The 25,458-nt window shown below is 45.4% G+C and carries 30 protein-coding genes; 13 read left to right on the plus strand and 17 right to left on the minus strand.

The window, feature by feature from the left end; genetic code table 11:
• Positions 1-56: 56 nt before the first annotated feature.
• Positions 57-1,760 carry a tetratricopeptide repeat protein gene (locus ABWW54_RS07325; protein ID WP_353411562.1) on the plus strand — a complete coding sequence of 568 codons (1,704 nt, stop codon included), beginning with the start codon at positions 57-59 and terminating at the stop codon, positions 1,758-1,760.
• Positions 1,761-1,771: 11 nt separating this feature from the next.
• On the opposite strand, the gene ABWW54_RS07330 is transcribed toward ABWW54_RS07325, so the two are convergent.
• Positions 1,772-2,581, minus strand: coding sequence for a PPK2 family polyphosphate kinase (locus ABWW54_RS07330; RefSeq protein WP_353411563.1), 810 nt, complete (start codon positions 2,579-2,581; stop codon positions 1,772-1,774).
• Positions 2,582-2,688: 107 nt separating this feature from the next.
• Here ABWW54_RS07330 and ccmA point away from each other — a divergent pair, with 107 nt between their 5' ends.
• The 9 genes from ccmA to ccmI are packed head-to-tail and all read left to right on the plus strand — an operon-like array spanning position 2,689 to position 9,876.
• Positions 2,689-3,366 (plus strand): cytochrome c biogenesis heme-transporting ATPase CcmA, encoded by a 678-nt coding sequence (gene ccmA / locus ABWW54_RS07335; protein ID WP_353411564.1) that lies wholly within the window; start codon positions 2,689-2,691, stop codon positions 3,364-3,366.
• Positions 3,363-4,028: a heme exporter protein CcmB gene (gene ccmB, locus ABWW54_RS07340; RefSeq protein WP_353411565.1), complete on the plus strand. Its 666-nt coding sequence runs from the start codon at positions 3,363-3,365 to the stop codon at positions 4,026-4,028. The genes ccmA and ccmB overlap by 4 nt, the downstream gene beginning before the upstream one ends.
• Before the next feature lie 16 nt (positions 4,029-4,044).
• Positions 4,045-4,824, plus strand: a complete 780-nt coding sequence (locus ABWW54_RS07345; RefSeq protein WP_353411566.1) for a heme ABC transporter permease — start codon at positions 4,045-4,047, stop codon at positions 4,822-4,824.
• Entirely contained in the window at positions 4,824-5,003 is a 180-nt protein-coding gene (ccmD, locus tag ABWW54_RS07350; RefSeq protein WP_353411567.1) for a heme exporter protein CcmD, read from the plus strand. The genes ABWW54_RS07345 and ccmD overlap by 1 nt, the downstream gene beginning before the upstream one ends.
• 18 nt (positions 5,004-5,021) lie before the next feature.
• Entirely contained in the window at positions 5,022-5,486 is a 465-nt protein-coding gene (ccmE, locus tag ABWW54_RS07355) for a cytochrome c maturation protein CcmE (protein WP_353411568.1), read from the plus strand.
• Between the two features lie 24 nt (positions 5,487-5,510).
• On the plus strand, positions 5,511-7,487 hold the full coding sequence (locus tag ABWW54_RS07360) for a heme lyase CcmF/NrfE family subunit (protein ID WP_353411569.1): 1,977 nt from the start codon (positions 5,511-5,513) through the stop codon (positions 7,485-7,487).
• Between the two features lie 14 nt (positions 7,488-7,501).
• Entirely contained in the window at positions 7,502-8,050 is a 549-nt protein-coding gene (locus tag ABWW54_RS07365; RefSeq protein ID WP_353411570.1) for a DsbE family thiol:disulfide interchange protein, read from the plus strand.
• A gap of 6 nt (positions 8,051-8,056) precedes the next feature.
• Complete coding sequence (locus ABWW54_RS07370) at positions 8,057-8,575, plus strand: cytochrome c-type biogenesis protein (protein ID WP_353411571.1); 519 nt, start codon at positions 8,057-8,059, stop codon at positions 8,573-8,575.
• Between the two features lie 17 nt (positions 8,576-8,592).
• Complete coding sequence (gene ccmI / locus ABWW54_RS07375; RefSeq protein ID WP_353411572.1) at positions 8,593-9,876, plus strand: c-type cytochrome biogenesis protein CcmI; 1,284 nt, start codon at positions 8,593-8,595, stop codon at positions 9,874-9,876.
• 162 nt (positions 9,877-10,038) lie between these two features.
• Here ccmI and ABWW54_RS07380 read toward each other — a convergent pair whose 3' ends face one another.
• A complete protein-coding gene (locus tag ABWW54_RS07380; RefSeq protein ID WP_353411573.1) occupies positions 10,039-10,545 on the minus strand; it encodes a flavin reductase family protein in 507 nt (168 codons plus the stop codon).
• A gap of 115 nt (positions 10,546-10,660) precedes the next feature.
• Between ABWW54_RS07380 and ABWW54_RS07385 the strand changes: the two genes are divergently transcribed.
• Positions 10,661-11,074, plus strand: coding sequence for an HIT family protein (locus ABWW54_RS07385; protein ID WP_353411574.1), 414 nt, complete (start codon positions 10,661-10,663; stop codon positions 11,072-11,074).
• A 42-nt stretch (positions 11,075-11,116) separates the two neighbouring features.
• Here the strand turns inward: ABWW54_RS07385 and tadA are convergent, their stop codons facing one another.
• Both tadA and ppsR read right to left on the minus strand, forming a co-directional pair.
• Complete coding sequence (gene tadA / locus ABWW54_RS07390; protein ID WP_353411575.1) at positions 11,117-11,608, minus strand: tRNA adenosine(34) deaminase TadA; 492 nt, start codon at positions 11,606-11,608, stop codon at positions 11,117-11,119.
• A gap of 6 nt (positions 11,609-11,614) precedes the next feature.
• Positions 11,615-12,454: a posphoenolpyruvate synthetase regulatory kinase/phosphorylase PpsR gene (gene ppsR, locus ABWW54_RS07395; RefSeq protein WP_353411576.1), complete on the minus strand. Its 840-nt coding sequence runs from the start codon at positions 12,452-12,454 to the stop codon at positions 11,615-11,617.
• A gap of 178 nt (positions 12,455-12,632) precedes the next feature.
• Between ppsR and ppsA the strand changes: the two genes are divergently transcribed.
• Positions 12,633-15,011, plus strand: coding sequence for a phosphoenolpyruvate synthase (gene ppsA, locus ABWW54_RS07400; RefSeq protein ID WP_353411577.1), 2,379 nt, complete (start codon positions 12,633-12,635; stop codon positions 15,009-15,011).
• A gap of 171 nt (positions 15,012-15,182) precedes the next feature.
• Complete coding sequence (gene imuA, locus ABWW54_RS07405; RefSeq protein ID WP_353411578.1) at positions 15,183-16,070, plus strand: translesion DNA synthesis-associated protein ImuA; 888 nt, start codon at positions 15,183-15,185, stop codon at positions 16,068-16,070.
• Positions 16,071-16,083: 13 nt separating this feature from the next.
• On the opposite strand, the gene ABWW54_RS07410 is transcribed toward imuA, so the two are convergent.
• The 13 genes from ABWW54_RS07410 to ABWW54_RS07470 form a co-directional block, all read right to left on the minus strand.
• Positions 16,084-16,416: a DUF2834 domain-containing protein gene (locus ABWW54_RS07410; protein ID WP_353411579.1), complete on the minus strand. Its 333-nt coding sequence runs from the start codon at positions 16,414-16,416 to the stop codon at positions 16,084-16,086.
• Positions 16,417-16,464: 48 nt separating this feature from the next.
• Positions 16,465-16,641: a hypothetical protein gene (locus ABWW54_RS07415; protein WP_353411580.1), complete on the minus strand. Its 177-nt coding sequence runs from the start codon at positions 16,639-16,641 to the stop codon at positions 16,465-16,467.
• 96 nt (positions 16,642-16,737) lie between these two features.
• Positions 16,738-17,145, minus strand: coding sequence for a GFA family protein (locus tag ABWW54_RS07420; protein ID WP_353411581.1), 408 nt, complete (start codon positions 17,143-17,145; stop codon positions 16,738-16,740).
• A gap of 134 nt (positions 17,146-17,279) precedes the next feature.
• On the minus strand, positions 17,280-17,762 hold the full coding sequence (locus ABWW54_RS07425) for a hypothetical protein (protein WP_353411582.1): 483 nt from the start codon (positions 17,760-17,762) through the stop codon (positions 17,280-17,282).
• Between the two features lie 7 nt (positions 17,763-17,769).
• Complete coding sequence (locus tag ABWW54_RS07430; protein WP_353411583.1) at positions 17,770-19,146, minus strand: DUF1501 domain-containing protein; 1,377 nt, start codon at positions 19,144-19,146, stop codon at positions 17,770-17,772.
• A gap of 14 nt (positions 19,147-19,160) precedes the next feature.
• Positions 19,161-21,284 carry a DUF1800 domain-containing protein gene (locus tag ABWW54_RS07435; RefSeq protein WP_353411584.1) on the minus strand — a complete coding sequence of 708 codons (2,124 nt, stop codon included), beginning with the start codon at positions 21,282-21,284 and terminating at the stop codon, positions 19,161-19,163.
• 137 nt (positions 21,285-21,421) lie between these two features.
• Positions 21,422-21,712, minus strand: a complete 291-nt coding sequence (locus tag ABWW54_RS07440; protein ID WP_353411585.1) for a DUF3817 domain-containing protein — start codon at positions 21,710-21,712, stop codon at positions 21,422-21,424.
• 278 nt (positions 21,713-21,990) lie between these two features.
• The gene (locus ABWW54_RS07445) at positions 21,991-22,374 is read right to left on the minus strand and encodes a VOC family protein (RefSeq protein WP_353411587.1); all 384 of its coding nucleotides are present in this window, start codon (positions 22,372-22,374) and stop codon (positions 21,991-21,993) included.
• 42 nt (positions 22,375-22,416) lie between these two features.
• Positions 22,417-22,800 carry a VOC family protein gene (locus ABWW54_RS07450; protein WP_353411588.1) on the minus strand — a complete coding sequence of 128 codons (384 nt, stop codon included), beginning with the start codon at positions 22,798-22,800 and terminating at the stop codon, positions 22,417-22,419.
• A 33-nt stretch (positions 22,801-22,833) separates the two neighbouring features.
• Positions 22,834-23,214, minus strand: coding sequence for a hypothetical protein (locus ABWW54_RS07455; RefSeq protein ID WP_353411589.1), 381 nt, complete (start codon positions 23,212-23,214; stop codon positions 22,834-22,836).
• Entirely contained in the window at positions 23,211-23,336 is a 126-nt protein-coding gene (locus tag ABWW54_RS07460) for a hypothetical protein (RefSeq protein WP_353411590.1), read from the minus strand. Before ABWW54_RS07460 ends, ABWW54_RS07455 begins: the two co-directional genes overlap by 4 nt.
• Before the next feature lie 320 nt (positions 23,337-23,656).
• Complete coding sequence (locus ABWW54_RS07465; RefSeq protein WP_353411591.1) at positions 23,657-24,493, minus strand: MBL fold metallo-hydrolase; 837 nt, start codon at positions 24,491-24,493, stop codon at positions 23,657-23,659.
• A gap of 604 nt (positions 24,494-25,097) precedes the next feature.
• Positions 25,098-25,458 (minus strand): DUF4288 domain-containing protein (locus ABWW54_RS07470; protein WP_353411592.1); only part of this gene is annotated, 361 nt, incomplete at its 5' end.

Genomic DNA, 25,458 nt, shown 5'->3' on the forward strand with positions numbered 1-25,458 from the left:
TACTAGTCTCGACGGGCTAAGTAACTGGCTATCTAATCACTTAACCATATATCGCGATGTCAAACCCACCTTCTAGATCGGAAATTGAATCGGCGTTGTCTGGTCGTACCAAAAAGGCGACTCCCTCGCAAACTCGTAAACCAGCGCCTGAATTGGATTTTGGCGAACCTCCGCGTAGGCAGCAAGTGATAGGAGGAAATCTTTCTGGCGTGAATAAGCGCAAGAAATTTGGTCTTTTTAGTCGATACAGTGATTTTAATGTAGCGAATTGGGTAGCAGGATTTGTTGTATTGTTAATCATCGCCGCGTTCTTTTGGCCGGACAAAAAGGACACCGTCACCGAAGTAGCAAAACAACTTGAAGAAAACCGAGTAGTAGAACTTGGTGGCCAAGAATTTGAAGAAACCGCTGCCGGAGTGTCAAGCTTCGCTCGAGAAACCGACGCTGGACGAGCAAACACGTACCGCGAAATAGACGCTACCGATACACAAATTCGAGAACTCTTAAAAGTGGCATCCGATCACGTTAGAGAGCGGCAATTCACTCAGCCACGGAACCAAAACGCCGTGGTGGTTTACAAGCAAGTACTTTCTCTCAATCCGAATAACGCCGATGCCGGTGAAGGGTTAGAAAAGATACAACAACATTTTCTGGTCCGAGGACTTAATGCGTTAAACGAAAACAAAGAAGCCCTAGCGTCCAACTACCTCGACAGACTGGCTTACGTCAACAAATCATCGCCCGAATACGAAGATCTAGATCTAGCCATACAGGACTACCAATTACAGAAAAATATTGTCAACACTCTGCGTAAAGCTCAAGATGCTTTCGATGCTGGAAACTTAATTTTACCGGCCAGATCAAGTGCGTTAACCTTTTTTCAACAAGCGCTTAGATTAGATGACTCCAATGAACCGGCCAGAATCGGGATTAAAAAGATCGCAGACCATTTTATCGATCAAGCCAACACCTCTGTTTTGACAGGAGACTTTGGCGCTGCCGCCGCACAACTAGCAACAGTAGCGCTAATAGATCCGGAACATAAATCCATACCGCTAATTGAAGCAATGATTTCTCGCGCAAAGCCTCTCGCTGAAACAGCGCAACAGCAATCGACCGCTCCGGTCGAACCCAACGTAGATTCGTCGACCACGTCATCGACCGCGTCGACGTCCGCAGTGCAGACACAAGCCTCGGCTGCTGATGCAGCTCAACCAACGTCTCCGATTAGCGAAGCCAGGACACCCATTGAACAGGCATCGGAACAAGAAGCTTTTGACAAACAGTATCTGCAACAAGGGTTAGATGCCTACTACAGCGGCGATTACGCAAAGGCCGGCGCTTTGTTGCAGCCTTTAGCCGATAAAGGCATTGCCAGAGCTCAGATGAGGCTTGCCTACATGCACTTTTTAGGTCGCGGTTTTCCGCGCAGTCGCGCTGAAGCGGATAAAATTGTGCGCTCATCTCTACCCGCCATCCGTAAATTTGCCAATGAAGGCCGAGGCTGGGCGCAATCGGACTTAGGTAGCCTATACGAAGACGGCCTTGTTTTACCCAGAGATTATGGAGAGGCCGTCTACTGGTATCGTACCGCAGCCGAGAAAGGCTACCCAGGCGCGCAAACCAATCTCGGATTGATGTACGCACGAGGTCGGGGTGTCGCTAATAGCCGTAGGACAGCGGTTGAGTGGTTTCAACGCGCCGCAAAACAAGGTGATGAAGTAGCCAAACGCAATCTTGAGGCACTTGGCATCAATTAATCCTACTGCTTTTAAGAAATAGAGTCGGCTGTGAATTCACTCACGTCAAACTCCGGTTCTGGGTATTCACATTTCATCGACTCAAGCGTATCTTTCAACACGGAAGCAATCATTACATCTCTGAAAAGCCTGTCTTGTGCAGGAACCACATACCACGGCGACGCTTCGCTGGCACAATTTTGCATGGCGTCTTCAAAAGCAGACATATAATCCGGCCATAGCTTTCGTTCATCCAAGTCTCCAGGGTTGAATTTCCAGTTTTTCTCAGCTCGCTCTAAACGACTCTTAAATCGACTCAATTGATATTCCGGCGAAATATTCAACATAAACTTGACCACTTTGGTTCCACGATCAGCAATCAATGACTCAAAGTTATTAATGTGTTGATAACGACGAATAATTTCGTCCTGATCAACCCAGTTATGGACCTTTACAATCAAGACGTCTTCATAATGAGAGCGGTTAAAAATACCAATCTCGCCAGCCTGCGGACTACATGCGTGGACACGCCAAAGAAAATCATGCGCCTTCTCTAGTTTTGTGGGGCTCTTAAAGCTATGTACTTTACAACCCTGCGCATTGAGATTTCGCGTCAGCTTTTCAATTGTGCTGTCCTTACCTGCCGCGTCCATCGCCTGCAAAACAACGAGCACAGACTGCTTCGATTCTGCGTAAAGTGCTTCTTGCAACTCGGCCACGTCTTCCCAAAGTTTTTCGCGGATTTTCTTTAGCTCTTTTTCACTTTCACCACCCGTCTCATGGGTTGAAAATTCGCCTAAATCTACGGATTGCCCTATGAGCTTATATTTCGAAAAATCCATGTTACTCTTTCACCATTAATTGATTTATAAATAGACTAAATATACTAGTGCAAGCTATACATGGTATTGATAAACTGCCCGCTTTGCAAAGTCCCAAAATCATACGGATGACCACCCCTTTCACCTCTAACAAGAGTAGCAACCAAAACCCAATACTTCGTGCGGATGACTTGGCTTGTGTTCGTGGAGACATGGTTCTGTTTGAAAACTTGAGCTTTGATTTAAGTCAACGTCGTTGCTTGCATGTGATTGGCGCCAATGGTTCGGGAAAAACCAGCCTGCTTCGAATTATCTGTGGCCTAAATAGCGCTGAAAATGGAAATGTGATTTACGATGGCACGCTTCTTGGACGATCTGAAACAGCCCGAGCTGAGATGGCCTACATAGGTCACAAAGACGGCTTAAAAAATGAACTGACTGCGATTGAAAACCTGCGTTTTCAACAGCGACTTGAAGGCCTGTCTGATGAAAACCATTTAGATGACTGTTTAGCGCAACTAAAGATACTTAGGTGCGCAGACCTGCCAGCACAGTCTCTATCGTTTGGTCAGAGACGCCGATTAGCGTTTGCACGGCTACTGCTCAGTCCAAAGAGAGTTTGGGTTTTGGATGAGCCTTTCACGGGCATAGACACACAAGGTCGAAGCCTAATAGAAAGTATATGTGTTCAGCACCTTGAGAGTGACGGCGCTATTATAATGACCCATCACCAGAGTTTAGACGCAAGCTCGATTAGCCCGTTCAAAGACGAGCTAATACTGAACGAGAGTGGTCACCACGAATGAGCACTCTCATATTGTACTTTCATCGTGAATGGCTATTGATGTTCCGAAACACCGGCGCGTTGGTCCAACCGCTGGTGTTTTTTGTGATCATTGCCCTATTGTTTCCATTTAGCTTACCCGCAGAGGTGAATCTTCTTCAGAGTATCGGCGGAGGCGTTATTTGGGTGGCCGCAGTTCTCGCGACTCTATTAAGCCTTGAAAGTATGTTTCACGCAGATTATCAAGATGGCACACTAGAGCAAGCCGTCATACATCAACGTAATCTGCCAGCGGCCATGCTTGGTAAGGTAATCGCTCACTGGACCGCAACTGGACTCTTTCTAAGCTTATTCAGCCCCGTTCTGTGCATTACATTTAATATACCTGTCGATCAATTTTGGGTATTATTTGTCGGCCTGTTATTGGGAACGCCAAGTCTTACGCTCATTGGCGCTATCGGGGCCGCGCTTACCGTTACATTACGTCGTGGTGGCGTTCTAATAGCCGTGATTATTCTGCCTCTTTATATTCCGATCTTAATTTTTGGAGCAGGCATGATTTCACAATCTGAACAAGGGTTGGAGACCATCAGTCAGGTCTACACACTTGCTGCAATTTTAACGCTAAGCTTAACACTCGCACCCTTTGCCATTGCAGGCGCACTGAAAGCAACCATAAACTAGAAGAGAACGATAAATCGTGAATCCATTCAGCATAATTTGGAAGTTTTTAGATCGCACCTATCATCGATTGGCATCGCCTAGAGAATTTTATGGCATTGCCCAGTATATGACGCCGATTTTCGGGCTACTAAGCTTAGCTCTCATCCTTTCAGGAGCTTACTTAGGGTTGTTTAAAGCCCCCGCCGATTATCAGCAAGGCGATAGCTTTAGGATTATTTACGTTCATGTTCCGGCCGCATGGCTCTCACTGATGGTTTATACCATCATGGCTGTAGCCGCCGCCATCGGCATGGTCTGGCGTATGAAAATGGCCTTTGTTGTGGCCATATGCTCCGCCCCCTTAGGAGCCGTGTTTACCGCGCTGGCGCTCATTACCGGATCTATTTGGGGAAAACCTATCTGGGGAACGTGGTGGACTTGGGATGCACGATTAACGTCAGAACTCATTTTATTGTTTTTATATTTTGGCGTAATGGCGACCTATCACGCCTTCGAGGAACGCAAAACGGCAGAGAAAGCCATGGCCATGCTGTCAATCGTGGGTATCGTCATCGTGCCAATTATTCACTATTCAGTAGAATGGTGGAGCAGCTTACATCAGGGCGCTACCGTATTTGCTGAAGGAGGCCCCAGAATGCCATCAGACATGCTGACTCCGCTTTTACTCATGATTGCCGGCTTTATGTTTTTCTATGGCTATGCACTCTTTCTTTCAGCACAAAATATGGTCTTAAATAATGAACGTAAGAGCCGTTGGGTTCGAGACCTGATTCAAAATACTGGAGATTCCCAATAATGAATTGGACAGACTTTTTTAACATGGGTGGATACGCATTTCATGTTTGGACTTCATGGGGGCTTAGCCTAGGCGCTCTGGTAGTGATTGTGATTCTAAGTAAGTTCAATAATGCTAAAATAAAGGCTGAACTTCTAAGGCAAATTGAGCGTGAAAGAAAGCTCGACTCTAACCAATAAGAAACAACGCAAATAACAATGAGCCCAACCCAAAAAAAACGTTTTACTGTCATCGCATTAGTTGTGTTTGGAATGAGCATAGCGACATTCCTAGCGCTTCAAGCAATGCAAAGCAGCATTGAGTATTTTCGAACGCCAACTCAAGTTGCCAATGACGGGGTTAGCACAGAGCAAACATACCGTGTGGCCGGACTGGTGCGCAAAGGCAGCGTAACTCGCCTTGAAGACGGAGTAACGCAACGCTTTAGGATTACTGACTGTGAAAACGACGTTGCAGTTCAATACACCGGTATCTTGCCCGACCTATTTAGAGAGGGCCAAGCAATCGTGACAGTTGGAAAATTTGATGCAAAACCCATGCTGATCGCGTCTCAGGTACTCGCCAAACACGATGAAAATTACGTTCCCAATGAAGCTGCCGATGCAGTTATGTTGGCTCAAGCAAATAAATGTGATGAGGCCGACGGCCCCGTCAGCTACTAGCAATTAGATAGAGGCATACTCACTATGTTGGGTGAAATCGGTAATTTTTGTTTAGTCTTGGCCTTGTGTGTCTCCGTAGCGCAATCCATTCTTCCATTGGCCGGCACCATGAATCGGCGCCAAAGTTGGATGATGTTTGGCCGCACCGCGGCCTACACTCAATGGTTGCTAGTGCTCGCTTCCTACGGTGTACTCACGTATGCGTTCTACATCAATGATTTCTCAATACAATACGTAGCGAGAACGTCCAACCTTGACCAACCATTAATGTATCGCTTATCCGGAGTATGGGGCGGGCACGAGGGTTCGTTGCTCCTTTGGATATTAATGTTAAGCAGTTGGACTGCACTCGTGGCCAAATTCAGCAAAGGTATCCCAAGAGATATGGTCGCGCGCGTAATGTCAGTACTGGGGATTGTTAGTATTGGGTTCATACTCTTTACGCTGGCAACCTCAAACCCATTTGACCGGCTGTTTCCAGTTCCTCTGAACGGAAACGAGCTTAACCCTTTACTTCAAGACCCGGGTTTTTTGATTCACCCTCCTATGTTGTACATGGGTTATGTTGGATTCAGCGTAGTATTCGCTTTTGCCATAGCAGCCATGTTGAGCGGAAAACTAGACACCGCCTGGGCTCGCTGGGCAAGACCATGGACCACCGTCGCATGGCTCTTTCTGACAATCGGTATCGTACTTGGCAGCTGGTGGGCCTACTACGAACTTGGCTGGGGCGGTTGGTGGTTTTGGGACCCAGTAGAAAACGCATCATTCATGCCTTGGCTTGTGGGAACCGCCTTAATTCACTCTTTAGCAGTGACTGAAAAACGAGGGGCATTTAAGGCTTGGACTATTTTGATGGCCATCCTAGCGTTCTCGTTGAGTTTGCTGGGCACATTTTTAGTCAGATCAGGCGTCTTAACCTCCGTTCACTCATTCGCCACCGACCCGACGCGCGGCTTGTTTATTTTGTCCTTTTTATTGGTCGTCATTGGCGGCTCTTTATCGTTATACGCCGCACGGGCACACAAATTGACCAGCGACATCAACTACGGACTGTTTTCAAAAGAAACCAGCCTGTTAATGAACAACATATTATTTGTGGTCGCTGCTTTCATGGTACTGGTGGGTACGCTAGCGCCGATTCTGTTTGATGCATTTGGCAAGAAAATCTCGGTTGGCGCGCCCTACTTCGATTTCATGTTCGCCCTACTTACAATTCCTCTCGCCATTATCGTCGGCATCGGCTCAACAAGCCGCTGGAAACGCGACGACCTCTCACGGTTCAAACCTCAATCACTGATAATACTGGCCAGTAGCTTAGTACTCGGTGGCCTAACAACCTTTATGCTGTCGGTCGATGAGTTTAAGTGGGGAGGCTTTTTCGGATCTAGTCTTGGTTACTGGGTGCTCTTATGGAGCCTTTATGGTCTGCTTGAAAGACTAAAACACCAAACCAGTGTTTTGACCGGCATTCGTAAGATTCCTGCTTCAATTTGGGGAATGAGCGTGGCACATTTTGGGGTCGCGGTGTTTATCATCGGTGTGACGCATGTAAACACCTACAGTTTGGAAAAAGACATTAGCCTCGCACCCGGTGACACCTACACCTTGGGAGAGTATGAGTTCACCTTTAATGGTGTCACTCAAAAAAGAGAGGCTAACTACACCGCCAATGAGGGCGACTTTTTGGTTTCCGTTGCGTCAAATAGCAACAACGCGTTCACCCTAAACCCTCAAAAACGCTTTTATTCTTCAGGAAATCCAATGACTGAAGCCGCCATTGATACAACCTTAGCGCGTGATATCTATGTTTCTTTAGGCGACGAACTGAAGAACGGGGCTTGGAGCGCTCGACTCTACATGCGCTCTTTTGTAGCCTGCATTTGGGTTGGGGGCTTCTTAATGGCACTGGGTGGCTTGATCTCGATCACTGACCGCCGCTATAGACGCCCTATTAAAAAGATGAGCAAGCAGCAAATGGCAGAGGTCACAACCGCTTAGTCGGCTCAAATGACATGAAAACTAAATTTTTAATTCCACTATTTGCTTTTTTTGCGTTGGCAATCTTATTAGGCGTTGGTCTCACGCTTAACCCTAAAGAGCTTCCGTCAGCATTGATTAATAAACCAGCGCCTCATTTTTCACTTGACCTACTTAACGGCAGCGGATCGACCTTCAGTCCATCAGACCTCAAAGGGGAACGTTGGATATTGAACGTGTGGGCTTCGTGGTGCCCTTCCTGTAAATACGAACACCCAATTTTTAATGAAATTGCGTCCAAGACTTCCATACCGCTTGTTGGCCTAAATTACAAAGACAAGCCACAAGACGCCACCAGATGGCTAGCTCAACGCGGAAATCCCTATACTAAAATCCCCAGTGATATTAATGGGGACGTCGGCATTGAATGGGGAGTGTATGGTGCCCCCGAAACGTTTGTTATCGACGAACAAGGCAACATAATTTATCGACACGCAGGCCCGATAGACCCGCAAATTCTCGAATCTGAGATAGCGCCGTTTTTTCCTCAACTGCAAACACTTTTTGCTAGTGCAAAGGGGTGAACATTGATGTTATCTAAACTGAAACTAAACGCGATTGTTTTGCTCACGCTTATCAGCATTTCTGGCGCTGCATTCAGTGTTGTCGAACTTGCTGAATTTAAGTCGGCGGAAGAGGAAGCTAGATATAAGAGCTTAATCGCCGAGCTACGATGCCCAAAATGCCAGAACCAAAATCTACTTGACTCCGACGCGCCGATAGCCGCAGATTTACGTCGTAAAACGCGAACGTTGATAGATGAAGGAAAGTCTAATCAAGAAGTTAAAGCATTCATGCTTGATCGGTACGGAGATTTTGTTCTGTATAAACCGAGATTTACCGCGGCCACCGCCTTCTTGTGGATTGGACCGTTCGTTCTGCTTGCCCTTGTCGTTTTTTCGTTATTAAGAAGGATTAGAAAAAAACAAGACGCGGAGCTCCTGAAAAGCTCCCAAGCTGACGATGAAGCCGTTCGAATTAAAGTAAGAAACCTAATGAGTAGCTCTCCGTCATTGGGAAAACCAAACGAAACCCCAAACAACGATTGAGTTAGGCAGATAGAATCATGGTTACTTTTGTTTTAGCAGCAATACTGATAGTTCTTGCCACACTCGCACTGTTAGTGTGGCCTCTGCTCTTCACTCGAAATACGTTTTCCTACGCTCGGCAAGCGCAGAATATACACTACGCAAAAGAACGCCTCGCGGAATTAGAAGAGCAATTAAAAAACGCAAGCATTTCAGCCACAGACTATGAGGCTCTAAAACTCGAAATCGAAACCACGCTAGCTCATGACATCGACCTAGCTAATACCGACAACGATGATAATGCCGTGCTGCCTCGACGCCCAAACAAAGCAGCGATTACGGCACTTTGCCTATTTTTACCTCTCGGTGCAGCTTCGATTTATACCGCGGTTGGAACGCCAGATGCATTAGATGAAAACAGGGTTATCGCGACACAGGCGGCAAGTAATTCTGAACAACAACCATCACCACAAGAAATCAACCAAATGGTTGTTAACCTTGAAAACCGCCTCAAAGAGGCACCCAATGACCTCCAAGGCTGGGCGTTACTATCAAGAACTTATTTAGCCCTCGGGGAATATTCTAAGGCCAGTCTAGGCTTAAGAAAGGTTTTGGAATTAGGGGGTGAATCTGCAGATATTTATGCCTCTTTGGCTGACGCCACGGCGCTGGCTGCTGGTGGAAACATGAGCGGTGAGCCGACTAGACACGCCGATAAAGCTCTGTCCTTAAACCCCAACAACCGGCAAGCTCTGTGGCTTAGAGGGTTAGCTGCGGTTCAAGCAACCGACAAAGTCACGGCAAGAAAGCACTGGGGATTGCTTTTGACCATCTTAGAAGACCAGCCAGAGCAACAAAATGAGCTAAGGGAAATCATGAGCGAAGCCCTTGGCCAAGATGCCATACCGGCAGCGGCAGTAACCGCGACCAATTCAACGGACCAAAAATCAGATTCTGACTCCCAAGCCAGCTCCGGCAACGGAGTGAATGTCACGATCAGTATTGCTCCGGAAATCCAGGCAGCACTTAACCCGCAAGACCCAGTATTCGTATTCGCACGAGCGGTCAATGGCCCGCCCCCACCGTTGGCTGTGAGACGCTTACGCGTCGCTGATTTGCCAATCAGCCTCGCCCTGTCAGATAACGATGCAATGGTACCGCAATTTAAAATGTCGCTTTTTAAAGAAATAACGGTCAGTGCCAGAATCTCAAAATCAGGCCAGCCAGTGGCCCAACCAGGTGACTATCAATCAGAAACAGTCAGTGCTGAACCCGGCCAATCTGAAGTCTTAACACTCAGTATTTCGACACTCATCGAATAAATACGCTGTTCATTTCTGGGTATGGTTTTCAGCCGATAGGTCAATAACGATCGATCGGCTTGAGACTTAAGCATGCTGACCTAAGCACGCTGCCTGACTGGTGTGAATCTATTGCGTTTAACCAACCTAACACAGCTGCCTAATTACCTACTCTACCCGAAGCTACCCGATTCGTTGATAACCGCCTTGAGAGAACAGTAAAGGCGACTGAGGCTCACTATCATAATCTTCCACAGCCCCGACGATGATTAAATGATCACCACCTTCGTAAACGTGCTTTGTTCTGCAATGAAATCTGGCCATACAACCAGGAATTTGCGGTACACCATGATGTCCTTCATACCAATCGGTATCATTAAAAACCGTATCGTCCCAGCTCCTTGAAGCGAACAGATTTGAAATTTCTTCCTGAGAAGAAGTTAGAACACTGATAGAAAAATACTCGGCTTGCGCAAACTCTGAAAACCTCGTGGATGATTTATCCACGCACCAAGAGACTAAAGCCGGATCTAAGGAAACCGACGCAAAGCTATTGGCCGTCAACCCTATTGGTTTGCCGTTGTTATCGACCGTCGTTACAACTGTCACTCCAGTAGCAAATTGCCCAAAGGCATCTCTGAGTGATCGGTGTTGCTTAGGTTGTGCGGTAGGCGCGTTTTCTTTAGACATAAATGCTCTCTTTTGTTGCGCGTATTATTATCTTTTTCGCACTGTAATGATACTGGTAGCCATACTCAAAATACGTGTATAGTCGTGAAATATTAAGATAAGTAGCCCAAAGAACATGAATTACGACGACAACAATATTTTTGCAAAGATACTTCGCAATGAAATTCCTTGCATTAAGGTTTTCGAAAACGAGACTACACTGGCATTTATGGACATCATGCCCCAAGCTCAGGGGCACACACTGGTGATTCCGAAAGAGCCCGCAATCACAATCATGGACCTAAGCACCTCCGCCGCTGTTGACCTAATAGAGTCCGTTCAGGTCATTTCAAGAGCGGTTAAGAAAGCAATGAACGCTGAGGGCATCACGTTGTTTCAGCTAAACGGAGAAGCGGCGGGCCAGACGGTCCCTCACATCCACTTTCACGTGATGCCGGGCTCAATTTTGGGCGCCAAACATCACGCTTCTACCATGGCAGATCCTGTTGAGCTCGAGTCTATTGCGCAGAAGATAAGAAGCGCGCTCTAGGGCACTCTTGTAAATACGTTCTGCGCCATACTAAACGCTGAGTTAAGCGTTTTTCGTTGCCGCCTTACTGCTCTTGGCTGCACGCCGCCTCGCTTTGAAGAATGCTTTGAGCATGGTCGCGCTTTCCTCTTGCAACAAACCGGTTTCGACCGTGCAGCGGTGATTAAGAGACGGATTATCAAGAATATTAAACACCGAGCCGGCGGCTCCTGCTCTAGGCTCAGGCGTCGCTATCACCACTCTATAAACCCTCGCGTGAACGATAGCCCCAGCACACATCGCGCAGGGCTCTAGAGTCACGTAGAGTGTGCTGTTTGGTAGCCTGTAGTTTTGTTTTTGATGGCACGCTGACGTTAATGCCAGAATCTCGGCGTGTGCGGTCACATCATGAGAGTTGATAGGCGAGTTTGATCCCTCGCCTATCACGATCCCGTCTTGTACTAATACCGCTCCAACCGGCACTTCACCGGAATCTTCGGCCTCCCTAGCAAGCTCCAATGCTCGCGCCATAAAAAGAGCATCTTGATCATCCATAGAGCACTATAAACTACTCACTCGGCGTTCAATGCCAGCGCGTTGTAGCATTCGGGCTGATATTTCTTCAATCGAGAGTTGTGTGGTATCAATATAGGGGATTCTATACTGCCTATATAACGTTTCAGCCTGTCTGATTTCATCAACGCAGGTTCTCAAGGCTGCGTAGTCACTATTCGGTTTTCTTTCATTTCGTATTTCAGACAACCTAGCTGGCCGGATTGTCAAGCCGAACAGTTTCTTTTGGTGATCAGCTAAAGCGGCTGGCAGTTTATTGCGCTCTAAGTCATCAGGGATCAAGGGGTAGTTCGCAGCCTTTACGCCATATTGCATACCCAAATATACGCTAGAGGGTGTTTTTCCCGTTCGTGATACACCGATCAGAATAATGTCAGCGTCAGCGTATCTGTTCAATTGCATACCATCGTCGTTTGCCAAGGCAAAATGCACAGCATCAATACGTTGCATATAGTTTTCGTCCACAACACGACTTCCTTCCACAAAGATAGGAAGGTGCCCCACGTTGTGGGCTGATTTCACACCGAGTTCACTTTCTAACGGGGACAAAAATGTTGAAAAAATATCGATGTAAAAACACTCTGCAGCGGCAATTACATTGCTGACGTCCGAATCAACGATGGTATCTACAACAATTGGACGGGTTGAGCTCGTCTGCGCTTCCTGATTGATCTCGATGGCTATTCGTTGGGCTTTTTCTGGAGTATCCACGAAGGGTCGAGTAATACTTTCGAACTGAATATGGGGAAACTGTGCCAATAGGCTTTTGCCCAAATTTTCTGCCGTCAGACCAGTACTGTCTGACAAATAAAAGACTTTGCGTTTCATAAAATCACCGATGGTAGTTAGGCGAAGTGTAACGCCATAAGACCATCAAGCACAATTCATAGATTCGCCAGAGTTATGTGCACAATTGCATTTCTTACGGTGTTAACAGTCGATATATAGGCCTTATATGTTAAACTTGACGACCCACGAAAAACCTTAATCCAATGAGGATTAAACTGTGAGCGGACAAGCTAACAAACACATCATTGCGTTCGACCTATTAACTATCAACGATGTTGAAAAAGTAGGTGGTAAAAACGCATCCCTTGGCGAAATGATCGGTAACCTAACCTCTCTCGGCGTTTCGGTGCCGAATGGTTTTGCAACCACTGCTGATGCGTATCGTGAATTTCTATCTACTGACAACCTGGATAAACGCATTAATGCGCGTTTGGACGCATTAGATGTCGACAACATAGACGATTTAACCTCAGCCGGTGCTGACATTCGTAAATGGATCATCGACACACCCTTCCCTTCAGAGTTCGATAGATCGCTTGAAGTAGCCTTTGCAGAAATGCAAGGAGGAAACGAAAGTCTAAAAGTAGCCGTTAGATCCTCCGCTACCGCAGAAGACTTACCTGATGCCTCTTTTGCCGGTCAGCAAGAAACGTTTTTAAATATAGAAGGTATTGAGGCGGTTAAGCACGCTGTGCATGAGGTGTTTGCTTCGCTATTTAATGATCGAGCCATTTCCTATCGAGTACACCAAGGCTACGCGCACGAAAACGTCGCCCTGTCTGCCGGCATTCAACGCATGGTACGAAGCGAAACCGGGGCAGCTGGCGTCATGTTTACTCTGGATACTGAATCCGGCTTTGATGACGTGGTATTCGTAACGTCTTCTTATGGTCTAGGAGAAACCGTCGTGCAAGGGTCGGTTAACCCCGATGAATTCTATGTGCACAAAGAAACCTTAAAAGCCGATCGACCTGCTGTGGTTCGTCGAAACCTAGGCAGCAAGCTTATAAAGATGGTTTACTCTTCTGAGACAACCGCTGGACGCTCAGTAGACACCGTTGACGTTGATGCCGCAGATCGGTCTCGCTTTTCAATCACCGATGCTGACGTTGAATCTCTAGCACGACAGGCCGTGATTATTGAAAAACACTACGGGCGTCCAATGGACGTAGAGTGGGCTAAAGATGGCGACGATCAGCAACTTTATATTGTTCAAGCGCGCCCCGAAACTGTCGCCAGTCAGAGTGATGCAAACCAAAAGGTTAGCTACAAACTCAATGAAACGAGTGACGTATTGGTTGAAGGCCGCTCGATTGGGCAACGTATAGCTTCAGGTAAAGTTCGTAAGGTCTTGAGTATTAACGAAATGAACATCGTTCAAGACGGAGATATTTTAGTCACAGACATGACTGACCCAGATTGGGAGCCGGTCATGAAACGAGCGTCAGCCATCATCACAAACCGAGGTGGAAGAACGTGCCATGCCGCAATCATCGCGCGAGAATTAGGAGTGGCTGCAATTGTTGGCTGCGGTGATGCAACCGAAAAGTTAGAAGATGGCATGCCTGTTACCGTGTCTTGCGCTGAAGGCGACACTGGCTATATTTACGCTGGTGAGTTGGATTTTGAAAGGCAAGTTACCCAACTCGATAACATGCCTGATATACCATTCAAAATCATGCAAAACGTCGGTAACCCCGACCGGGCTTTCACCTTTGCTCAACTTCCTCATGAAGGCATCGGGCTAGCGCGCTTGGAGTTCATCATTAATCGCATGATTGGTGTGCACCCGAAGGCCTTAATCGAATACGACCAGCAATCACCCGATGTAAAATCAATCATTGATGAATACATGGCTGGTTATGACTCCCCAACCGACTTTTTTGTTAAGAAGTTGGCAGAAGGCATATCCACATTAGGGTCAGCTTACAGCCCTAAGCGAGTCATCGTTAGGCTGTCGGACTTCAAATCAAACGAGTACGCTCATATGGTCGGTGGACATGACTACGAGCCCGATGAAGAAAACCCTATGTTGGGATTTCGCGGCGCTTCACGTTACATTGCCCCCTCAATGCGCGATTGCTTTGAACTCGAATGCCGTGCGGTTAAATACGTTCGAGATGAAATGGGCTTAACCAACGTTGAGATCATGATACCGTTCGTAAGAACCTTAGGCGAAGCGGAAGAAGTCATTAAATTGCTCGCCGAGAATGGTTTGAAACGAGGCGAAAATGGACTGAAAGTCATTATGATGTGCGAGCTTCCTGCAAACGCCTTGTTAGCGGATGAGTTTTTGGAGTTTTTCGATGGTTTCTCAATTGGTTCGAACGACATGACTCAACTCACGCTTGGATTAGACCGTGACTCAGGCATCGTTTCACACCTGTTTGACGAACGAAACCCGGCCGTCAAAAAAATGCTTTCCATGGCCATCGATGCGTGTAATAAGGCTGGAAAATACATTGGAATCTGCGGTCAAGGCCCAAGTGATCATCCTGATTTGGCGGAATGGCTATTTGAGCAAGGGATTGATTCTGTTTCACTAAACCCAGATTCAGTTGTCGAAACTTGGGAACGTCTATCGAAACTAAACTGATCGCACTTAAAAACACTATTTTCGAGAGGAGGCTTAATGCCTCCTCTTTTTTTACTTAAAGAAATCCACATAACTCTTTGTTAAAAAACGGATTTCCTCCTGATTTTGAATGAGTATTAAATCGCTTTCTATAATTTTGAAATTTGTACATATTTCAAATAAAATGGCGTTATGAGTAATAAAAAGCAAGAAAAAATTCCATCGCCCCTCCCCTCTCTCCAAAACAAAGCAGACAACTTCAATCGTTTTAACGAGTACCTGGCACAACAAGATAAAGAAGTTAAGCAACGCCTAACTGGAAAGGTATGGCGCGCTACGTCAAAGCCCCCTGCCTATAAAAACGCACACAACATATTAAAAACAGGTCACAAGCCACTTGATGAAGTCATTCAAGGATGGCGACTTGGGCTCACCACAGAAATCGGGCTGGATAAGGCTGGTGTAGGTGAATTACGGCTATTATTGCCAGCCATAAAAGCATTGCAGAAAAGCCCGTCTGGTGCCAAACAAGTGCTTTGGATTGCACCTCCATTAATGCCCTTTGCACCAGCTCTTGTTAAAGCAGGCTTAGACCTTAATTTTTTACATATTGTTCAAACACAATGCCTCAAAGACACTTTATGGGCATGCGAGCAAGCTTTGTCATCAGGAAGTTGCGCCGCAACCATCTGCTGGACAAACAACCAACCACTCAAAAATAGAGAAATACGACGCTTGCAACTCGCAGCAGAACAACACAATACGTGGCATGTGTTATTTCGTAATCGCCGTTTTTTGGAACAATCGTCCGTCAGCAATATGCGACTTCAAATTTCAAACAACAAACGCAGCCAGTTAAACGTGAAGGTTATTAAACAACCAAATAGTTGGGGCGGACAAAGCTGCACCCTTTCTTTACGACCCCATTACGAAAATTGGCAGCGTTTGCCGGTAGAGCTATTACCAGTGCCCCAATGTCAGCGTCAAACAAAGCAAACAGCAAACGTTGGAGTCATTAGCGGCAATAAAAGCAAGGTAACTTTAATCATGGCACTGCATGATATGCAGGTTGTTTTGTAAACTGTTTGATGACTTATCGGCTAGTAACACTAAGTTGACGCTGCCTCACAATCAAATAAGCGGCAAAACCAACAGCCACACCGGGCACTACTCCAACAATCAAACATACCCACCCGTTTCGAACACGGTACTCAGTCTTTTCAAACCAAATCCAAGTGGCCAGAATAAACCAACAAACGATAACATCGGCTGAGTATCCCGATGAATATGGATTTACGAACCCAGCAGCAAATGCGCCAAGAACATCAAAGTCGGCCAATAACGCCGGAACAACTGAGACAAAAAAGAAAGCAGTAAAGATGAGGGCCATCACAGCAACAATCATAGAAAATAATCGAACATTCATAATCTTACCTCAAGCCTCTGGAGGGACTGACCGAGCCGAGTGCGCCGTTCATTCACGCACAATTTTTTTAGCCAGCGGGTAGCAAAATACAGCAATCACAAGCCACGCTACTCCTAAATATTTAAAAGCATTATCCGGAGCCTGAAGGTTAATCGCAGCCAAGACAACAACAACCACAAAAAGAATACCAAAACTAATAATCAAAGAACCAATTACAAATTTCATATTAATCATCACATGAGAGAGCTGGCACATAACATTTGACCAGTCTGTTTACGTTTTTCAGTTACAACCGACAACCATCTAACACGTTGCTGTCGATCACTCAGGAAAACCGTCATAAGGTGTCGCATTTAACCCGCTTCTTAGCCAGCAGGCTTCTTCAGAAACGAAAATATTAGCCTGTGGAACAATGGCAGGGGCGTCGATCAACGAGCCAGCAGGAACAATGAGAGCCGATTTAGATTTATTTAAAAACGGCAATGCTGAACCACAACCTAAGCAAAACGCGTTAGAGAATTCCCTACTCGGGTGCTCGTAAACCTTGACTCTATCAGCGCCTGAAACCCAATCGATATTATCGGTATCAGTAAATAAGTTAGACGCGAACGCAGAGCCAGTTAACTGTTGGCACTGTTTGCAATGGCATTGATAAAACGCCTTAAAATCGTCCTTTAAAGAATAGTTAACATCACCACAAAGGCAACTCCCCTTTAGTGTATCACTCACACCTCACTCCTTAACTTCGTCCACTGATTTAAAAAAACACTTGTAACATAACCTATCATGCTTTTGAAATTCAAACATCAGGAGATAGCTAATAAACTCATAAGCTATATTCAAAAAGAGAAATTGTTTAACGCCTAGAGACAGATAAGCGCAGTACGTTTTTTCTTGCTAATAATTGTAAAACAAACCTCTTGTTCCTCTACAAAGACGCGCTCTTGATCAGGAGAATTCTGGTTCAATAAAAAAGTACCGTCCTTAAAAAATACGGTATTCAACGACTCATCCACCCAGCCTGGGTAGAGTCCACGCCTAATTTCAGAAACATTTGAAAAGTTTAGACTGTCTTGATCCGAATTAAGATTCTCAACAAATTCAATAGAAGCGTTTATATCGGCACGAGCAAAAACTTCTATGAACGTAGAACGAATGTCGAAGCCGTACCCATTCCAGCCATCACCACCATCACGGCTGGCATGACACAGCTGGCAACCAAGTTCAGAGGCTCGAACATCAGGATAAACTTCATTCCACGCATCCAGAAAGTCAGGCCTTGCAAGCAGTGAGTTCCAAGAAGAGAAATAGACAACGATAATCAAAACCAATAACTTACAATTCATTCCAACCTCAAAGCATGAATCCTAAATCAGAGGTATCAAACTCCATGAGATTAGGAAACAACTCATTAACTTCAGAAGTACTGAAATCCCCAAACCATTTAGCAATGGTCGCACTCATCTGATCGGTCGAAATGGTTGGCACGAGCGTCCCTCTAAAATCGATATACTGAGGGTCATCCGCACTGAATTCAGGGAATTCTCCAAAGACTTGACCGCCATCGACCTTGCCCCCCATGACCAGCTGAGTCCCCCCCCAAGCGTGATCCGAACCATTCGAATTAGGCACCAATGTACGACCAAAATCGCTATTCGTGAAACTGACGACTTGATCAGCCAATCCCATTTCTTCTGTGGCAGCGTAAAAGGCAGATAACGCGTCACTTAGCTCTTGCAAGTTATCTCGGTGGCGAAATAACAAATTGTCGTGATGATCCCACCCAGCACTGTTTACGTAGAACGTTTGTTGTGGCATTCCCAGTCCTTGCCTCGCATTTATTAACCTAGCAACATTCCTTAAGCTCTGTCCTAACCGTGTGGATGGAAATGGAGTGGTCAGTTCGATCAATTGCTCCTGAGAGCCCTCTCTCAAATTTCTACTTAAACTGAGGGAATCATGCATACGCTTCCCATACGCTCTGACTAACAAATTCTCATGACTTAGTTGGTTCATTTCATCCAATGCAACACGTCGCGCATCTTCTTGATCAAAACCAATTTCAGGCCGGTACCCAACAACGCGCGGTATTCCGCCCCCTGCAAGCGCATAAGCGTTAGTAATATTACCTCGTTGCCAAACATTGTCGCCAACCAGGCTGAGGTTTAACGGAGTGCGACCGTCATTATATAGGTCGGCAATACGTCCAGCCCAGCCGCTCACCTTTTCACCATTAAAAGGCAGCCCAATTCTAACGAAGTCTTTCTGTGACAAGTGCGAAAACAATTTTGGAGGTAATCGCACTTCTCTATTCGAAAAATTGCTACTCGTCGTGGGCTCTAACAACGCACCAACGTTTGCAACAAAAGCGAGTTTTTCATTTTCGTACAACGTCTTAATCGCGCCACACGCGGGATGTAAACCGTAACTTTGTTGATCTGCACCAATTCCCGAGCTAATCGTAAGTTGTTCATCATTTGCTATCGCTAGAGGCCCGCGAAGATCTGAATAGGTTTGGTATCGGCCAGAGTCGTTGGGTACGAGCATGTTGAGATCATTACCTCCCGTGAGGTACACGCAGACCATTGCACGATACTCGTTCGGTCTTCCCGCCGCGTTTGCGGTCATACTTAAACCACCCAGAGTGGCTGCCGCGCCGGTGTAACCAGCGGCGCTGGTTAACGCGCATTGCTTTAGAAATGACCGTCGATTAAGTTTTAAGTTTTTCATAAAATACTCCCTAACTAGCGCTGAACGGTGAATTCAGGCGACACAACCAATAGCAATAACGCTTCCTCTACACGACTCTTTCGTGTCTGTGCAAGGTCATCGCCCTCCGGCATATCTTGTAAATAGTTTCTAACCAAGTTGCGTAGGTTGTCGCTCATCAACCCTCCGAAAAGCAATTCATCTAAATACGTCAATAAAGAATTAAGATCATCGGCCTTTTCCATGGCTCGATCCAAATTCAAATTCATCGGCAAATTAAACGAAGGCGAATATATTGGATTAGGGTCGCCAAACTGCTTTGATTGAACTATTTGTGCCATGCGAGTGTAATACCGTATGTTTTGCCCGTCGCCTGTCAGCTTAAATTCGGGCGCAACCATATTAAGGTCTTGGATTTCTCCTTGCGGTGAAAACGTTGGCGGATAAAAATTAAACACCGTCGGTGCGGCCAAGGCGCGTTGTCCAAGGTCCCTGTCCGAATGAAAATAGCGTATGTAACGGATAGGGCTTTGAGCATCAAACGCTCGCCAAATTTGGGTCACACGCAACAGCGGTTCTTTTAACTTTCCTCCAGCACTATCAAGATGAGAATTAATCGACTCATCATCCAACAAGATGGCTTTGATCACCGCTTTAAGGTCTCCCCGCTCGCCACGTCCATTATCATTAAAAATCTTAGCCACTCGCTCAACATAACGACGACTGGGGTTGCTGGTTACGAACCGTTGTATCAATTGTTTCGATATAAATGGCCCCACATTATCGTGATTGAATACAGTATCGAGCGCACGTTTTAGATCTTCTTCAATCAGAAGATTGGCCGGAATCTCGACACCGCCAACGATTGTTTTCTTCTCTCGGTCATGAAAACGTCCGCCATCTGGGCCCCAGGGTTCCATTGGAAATCCCTCCCATCCAGGAAAGAATCGACCTGTAGCCACTTGCCAGCCGGTCAATGCACGAGCTAAGTCATGCACTTCAGAATTGGTGTAGGTTTCCACCGATTGACCATTAACTTTCTTTTCGCTGCCATCGATGTTTAACTCCGTGAGCCCTATCGAAAACAACTGCATAACCTCACGAGCGTAGTTTTCATCCGGACTCAGGAAGGGGCCAGCACTGTTAGCACTGCTGCCACGCATGCTTAAGTAGTTCCCCATCATTGGATTCAAAGTCACGTCATTGAGTAAATTTCGATAATTACCAAAGGCATTCTTCAGCAAAATATCGTAGTAAATAGAAAATGCTCTAGGCGGCCCTCCTTCACACCCTGTATCCCCAATTACCAATATTTGACTCAAGGCAAACGCCAATCGTTGACGTAACTGATCAGCGCCCTTCATGGTTGAATTCCACCAGGCGTCCATCCGAGTTACGCATAAGTTTCCTAACCCCAAACCACTGTCTAGAACAGACTGATTAGTTTCACCGTTAGCAATCAAGAGCTGATTTCGTCCGTTTTTACGATCGATAACCGCTTGATCAAAGAACGGAAGATTTAAGGTTGGGTTTGTCGATAATTGCTGATCAAGCCAACCTCGGTAGCCCATGGACAATAACTTGCCTATTTCGTCTTCAGTCGCCCCAAAGGTTGCTTTAGTCAAAAATCGCTGCGCTTGACCTCTTGTCTTTGGCCCTAGGCCATCCAAAAGTTGAATGGAATCAACGCGAAATCGGCCTCCCGCTTGAATCGGACGAATTGCAATCGAAGATTCAGATCTAGAGCTAACAGGCAAAGCAATCGTATGACTTCCGTTACCCAAGGTCGACACTAATTTTCCATCAAGATAGAGCCCCACCTGCTGCCCTACCGGAATCTGACTGAGAGTTATGAGCACATCCAGATTGCGATTGACAGCACGATAAGAAAACTCCACACCCGCGGGGAAATTCTCTGAGCTGAATGGTGTGGGGTTTATTGAGCCAACGATCAATGGGATACCGCTCTCCTCGAGCAGCATCATAATAATAGGCGCCATGGCTTTGGCATTGCGGTCAGTCGACTCAGCCGCAGCTAGTTCGGCATGGTGAGTAACAAAAATCGCCGATACAACCAGCGTGAACAGTCTTAAAACCGTCGAACGCTTATTCCATTTGAAAGACTTTGGGTGTCTTTGTAAATTACACAATTGAGGCATTCCATCACAGTTAATCCACCTACCCAACGGTTAACGCAACGTATTAAACTGTCGTTGCAAAGATTAGTCAACCATTGCCCATTGAAATAAGTTTGTGACAAAAAATGGCACGCTATTACCCAGCTACCCCTATTTGATCATTCTGTCTTTAAACCACGGGTACTCATTTGCTTTCTTAGGTACAGCTCGACCGGAATGAATGCAAATGGAATGATCGCCGCCAATAAAATAAGCAACCATACAACAACGGACCAGCCTTGTTTATGAGAGGCAACCAACGACAACACAAAATAGACAAAAAACAGCGCACCATGCCCCATCCCCAACTGGTATACAAAGTCCCTGCTAATAATACCAAGCGTGACGCTTAAAATAAGGAGATACGAAATCCCTTCCAAAATACTAATGAATCGAAAATACTTTAACATTCAGTGACTTTCCCTCTTAAAGAGTTAATGCACGCACTGTCGAACGAGCTCAATTTATTGTATTTGCTATTTTACAGGCAAACCAATTCTTTAGTTGACTATGATGATGCGTTTATACACTTCAACAACGATTAGCAGCCATGGCTCTCTGTCTTTCAAGATTAATCGCTTGGTAAATTAAAGCACTCCCGGACCGCGTACTTAGCCCCCCGCTAAACAGGCATCAGCTAATCTCGGCTTAGTAGAAGAGCAGAAAAAATGCACCACAGTACTAGAATCTACTTTGGAAGCTTGTTGACTCTCCAGGGAGGGTCTAACCGGTTCTCACCAGCCCAATACAGTTTGATTTTGTTTCCCGATGGATCATGAAGTACCGCTTCTCGCCAAAGATAACTTTCGTCTTTTGGCATTTGATCAAATTCTATTCCCTTAGACACTAAATCATTAACCCAAAGATCCAGCTGCTCATGTTCAAAATAGATAACGGTGGCGCTTTGATTTACCGAGTCGGAGAGTGACAACGAAAACGTAGATTGCCCTTCGGGACAAACGAAGCGAGCGTAATGGGGGGTATCAACTATCTGTGTAAACCCAAGCGTCAGGTAAAAGTCAACGGCTGGAGCCATATCCACAACTGGCATTGTTACTTGATTTAGATTCATAGTTTCTAAAGGTGCCTTTTACTGCTAAACCCGCTTTAGCAATCAGCCACTCGCTTCCTCTATCATTAAAATATTGCCACAACCGTCTTCAAAAAGGTTGCTAAGTCCCCACTCAGAATTCTCAATATCTGGCCGTAACGTTACCCCTACTCTTCTTAATCTTTCCATCTCGGAGTCCACGTCGTTCACTGAAAAAATCATGATGGGTAAATTGGCGTCAAATGCGGACCTCTGATAGCTTTCAGCAAAACTACCTACACACGGCTCCAGGAGTATCGCGGAACCGTCCGGATCTTCAGCAGAGATCACTATCACCAATTGGGCATTTTTATCAAACGTTTTTGTCTGAAAGCCCAACTTTGTAGTATAGATCTGATGCGCTTTTATGGGATCTTGAACCGGTATGCTGACTAACGACAATTTCATTTCATCCCCCTAACTGTGAGCCATGATCACAGTTCACACCAGCCAACAAAGAACAGCCACACCCATAAGCCCCAACCACCCTGGGTGCCTAGCCTTAGTGGCTATAAGAACAAGCAAACCTGACGAAAACATAGAAACAGCAATAACGTGGATCACTATTTGCTCCTCAACTTGACCGGTAAACGATAGACGCAAAAGTAGCGAACCAACTGCCCAACCAAAAATACTGGCAATATGCCACGTTGCCCATAAAATCCGCACGTGCTTTTCAAGCAAGGGCGGATTAGCCATCGTAGGTATGATTCCTCCATCTCGAAGCCTTCGAAAAATCAGAACCTCACCTAGAATCGAATGAACAAATCCTACAAATATCGAGAGAACGCCGGCCGCTAGTAATACCCCATTCGCAGTCACTGTGTTTCACCATTGCCTGAATCAGATTCGACGTAATACCTAACTTTATTTTCCTTAGCAATTCGCACAGACACCGCCCAAGCGCTATCGGGGCTATTATTCTTTCTGAACTTAATACACATGACGCCTCTCTAAAGATTCAAATATCTCGAAAGATGGTAATACAGATTCATCTTCTTCCGCCAGTTGAATATTGATTTCAAAGCAGACGGCGAATAAGCTGCACAACCAAAGCGGACAGATGAATCTCTCAATGAATCCAGAAAATAGTCACTTGACGAGTAATGGGGCTATCATTTGCACTGTAAGTAACCTTTGCGTTTAGGCAAACTAGAATTACGTAGAGCGCCTCTAAACCTCATATTAGCTCGTCTCCTGTTGCCTTCCAGGCATAACTACTAGGCAACGAATACTTTCGTTATTGATTAGTATCAGCCCATTACTAATTCGAAGAAACGATTGAAACGGTTCGCTCTATAAAGCGTCTAAATGCTTTGGAGGGAATAAATGTTGGCCTATTTTCGGTATTAAAACGTTGCAAAATTTCATTGATCTGATCATCTTTCATAATTTGATCCACCGACAATTTTTCCTTATTCAATTCTGATACGCGCTTCAACCAAACAATGGTATTTTCATAAAATGCTTTAACGACTTCTTTATTAGCTGGCGTACCATGGCCGGGTACAATTACCGTATTTTGATTTCCTATAGACAGGATTTTATCAATGGTCTCGGTGAAACCCTTAATGCCCCCTGCGTAGAATGTTGGATGCCAACTATTGTCAAATACGTCTCCCACAAATAGAACATTACTCGCCGAATGGAAGTATAGATAATCCTGAGACGTATGCGATTTTTCCTGAACTACATCAACCCCAAACTCCTTACGTAAAATCATTTTTTTGATACCTGAGGCTGATGCAGGCGCCTCATTCACACCATCAAGAATGGTGGCTCCTTTACTGTTGAAGTATTCATTTCCACCGATATGGTCTTCATGGCTATGAGTATTGGCAACGTATGAAATAGGCAGAACAGAGATATCTCTAATTAAGGAATGGAGTTCATCAAGCGCCTTCTCTCCTGGCATTGGATCGATTAATAAGATCCCATTGTCACTCATAATGACACCGACATTGGTGCCATATTCTTTGCCAATCAACACGTATGAAGTGTCATCAAATTTAGTAAGTTCAAACTGTTCATCTTTTTGTTTCGACAGTATTACCGAAGGAAGTAATAAAGCCAAAACCAACATTAATTTCACTGTCTTCATTTGTTCACTTTACTAATCAGTAGGATTGAATGGATTCGGTTCAAAATAGCAATTTCGTCGTGCACTGGTTATATGAAGATGCTGCTGATGTCGTTTTCGTCGCACTCCGCATCAAGTACGGTCCTTGACACAATGTCTTTATCTGCGGGCTAGCACCGAGTCAAAGGCATAAACGTCCTGTTCTTGATAGGCATTATGCCACTCGAATCAATTTCTTACGGTTTGAAAACATAAGGTACTTTGCACTTTTGGTTGTAATACTGAAATCATCAACCTCTCAATTGTTTCAAGGTTTTGCCTGCTTGATGAAAACTCAAGAGATGCTTGTCCAGATAGATCCAAAAAACGATCGGCCTTCAAATTTGAGATGCAAATACTGTCACTTTGAAAAAGTTTCGAGAGTACCGTTAACACCGAACATGTGTCGCAATGCCATTTTTCAAACTTCCAATGTATTTGGCCAACATCGATTCTTCAGATGCAGCCGTAAATAACCAGAACTCAATATCATGGGAAGTGATTTATGCCTTCATCTGCCTAACGCTAAAGGTATGCGGGCACTTGAAATCTGTCTGAACTGCCGAAAGCAGTATTTTAGTTCTTGTTAAGTGTTTTCATCTTGAAAGACTTCAAGCTCGCCTTTTTTACGAACCCATGATTGGACTTTGCCGACAGTAATTCCGTTATCATCATCGTATAAAATTTCAGTACCATCTGGGTCAATATCTTCGTAAATTGCCAATAAACTACTTAGACCCTCAAATACCCAGCGGCCTTTCCGACCTTTATCATTAGACCAATCACTTTTATCATCTATGCCGCTTTCGCCATACTTTATAGCTTTAGAGTAAGCTTCTTCACGATTTGTAGCTTTAAGTATAACTACATTTGAAAAAGCACGGCATCGACGTAGAGGGTTCTCTAAATCTTCATCATCAAACTGAAATCTTTCGATTAGAGTTGCA

This window comes from Arenicella sp. 4NH20-0111 (assembly GCF_040366405.1).
GTDB lineage: Bacteria > Pseudomonadota > Gammaproteobacteria > Arenicellales > Arenicellaceae > Arenicella.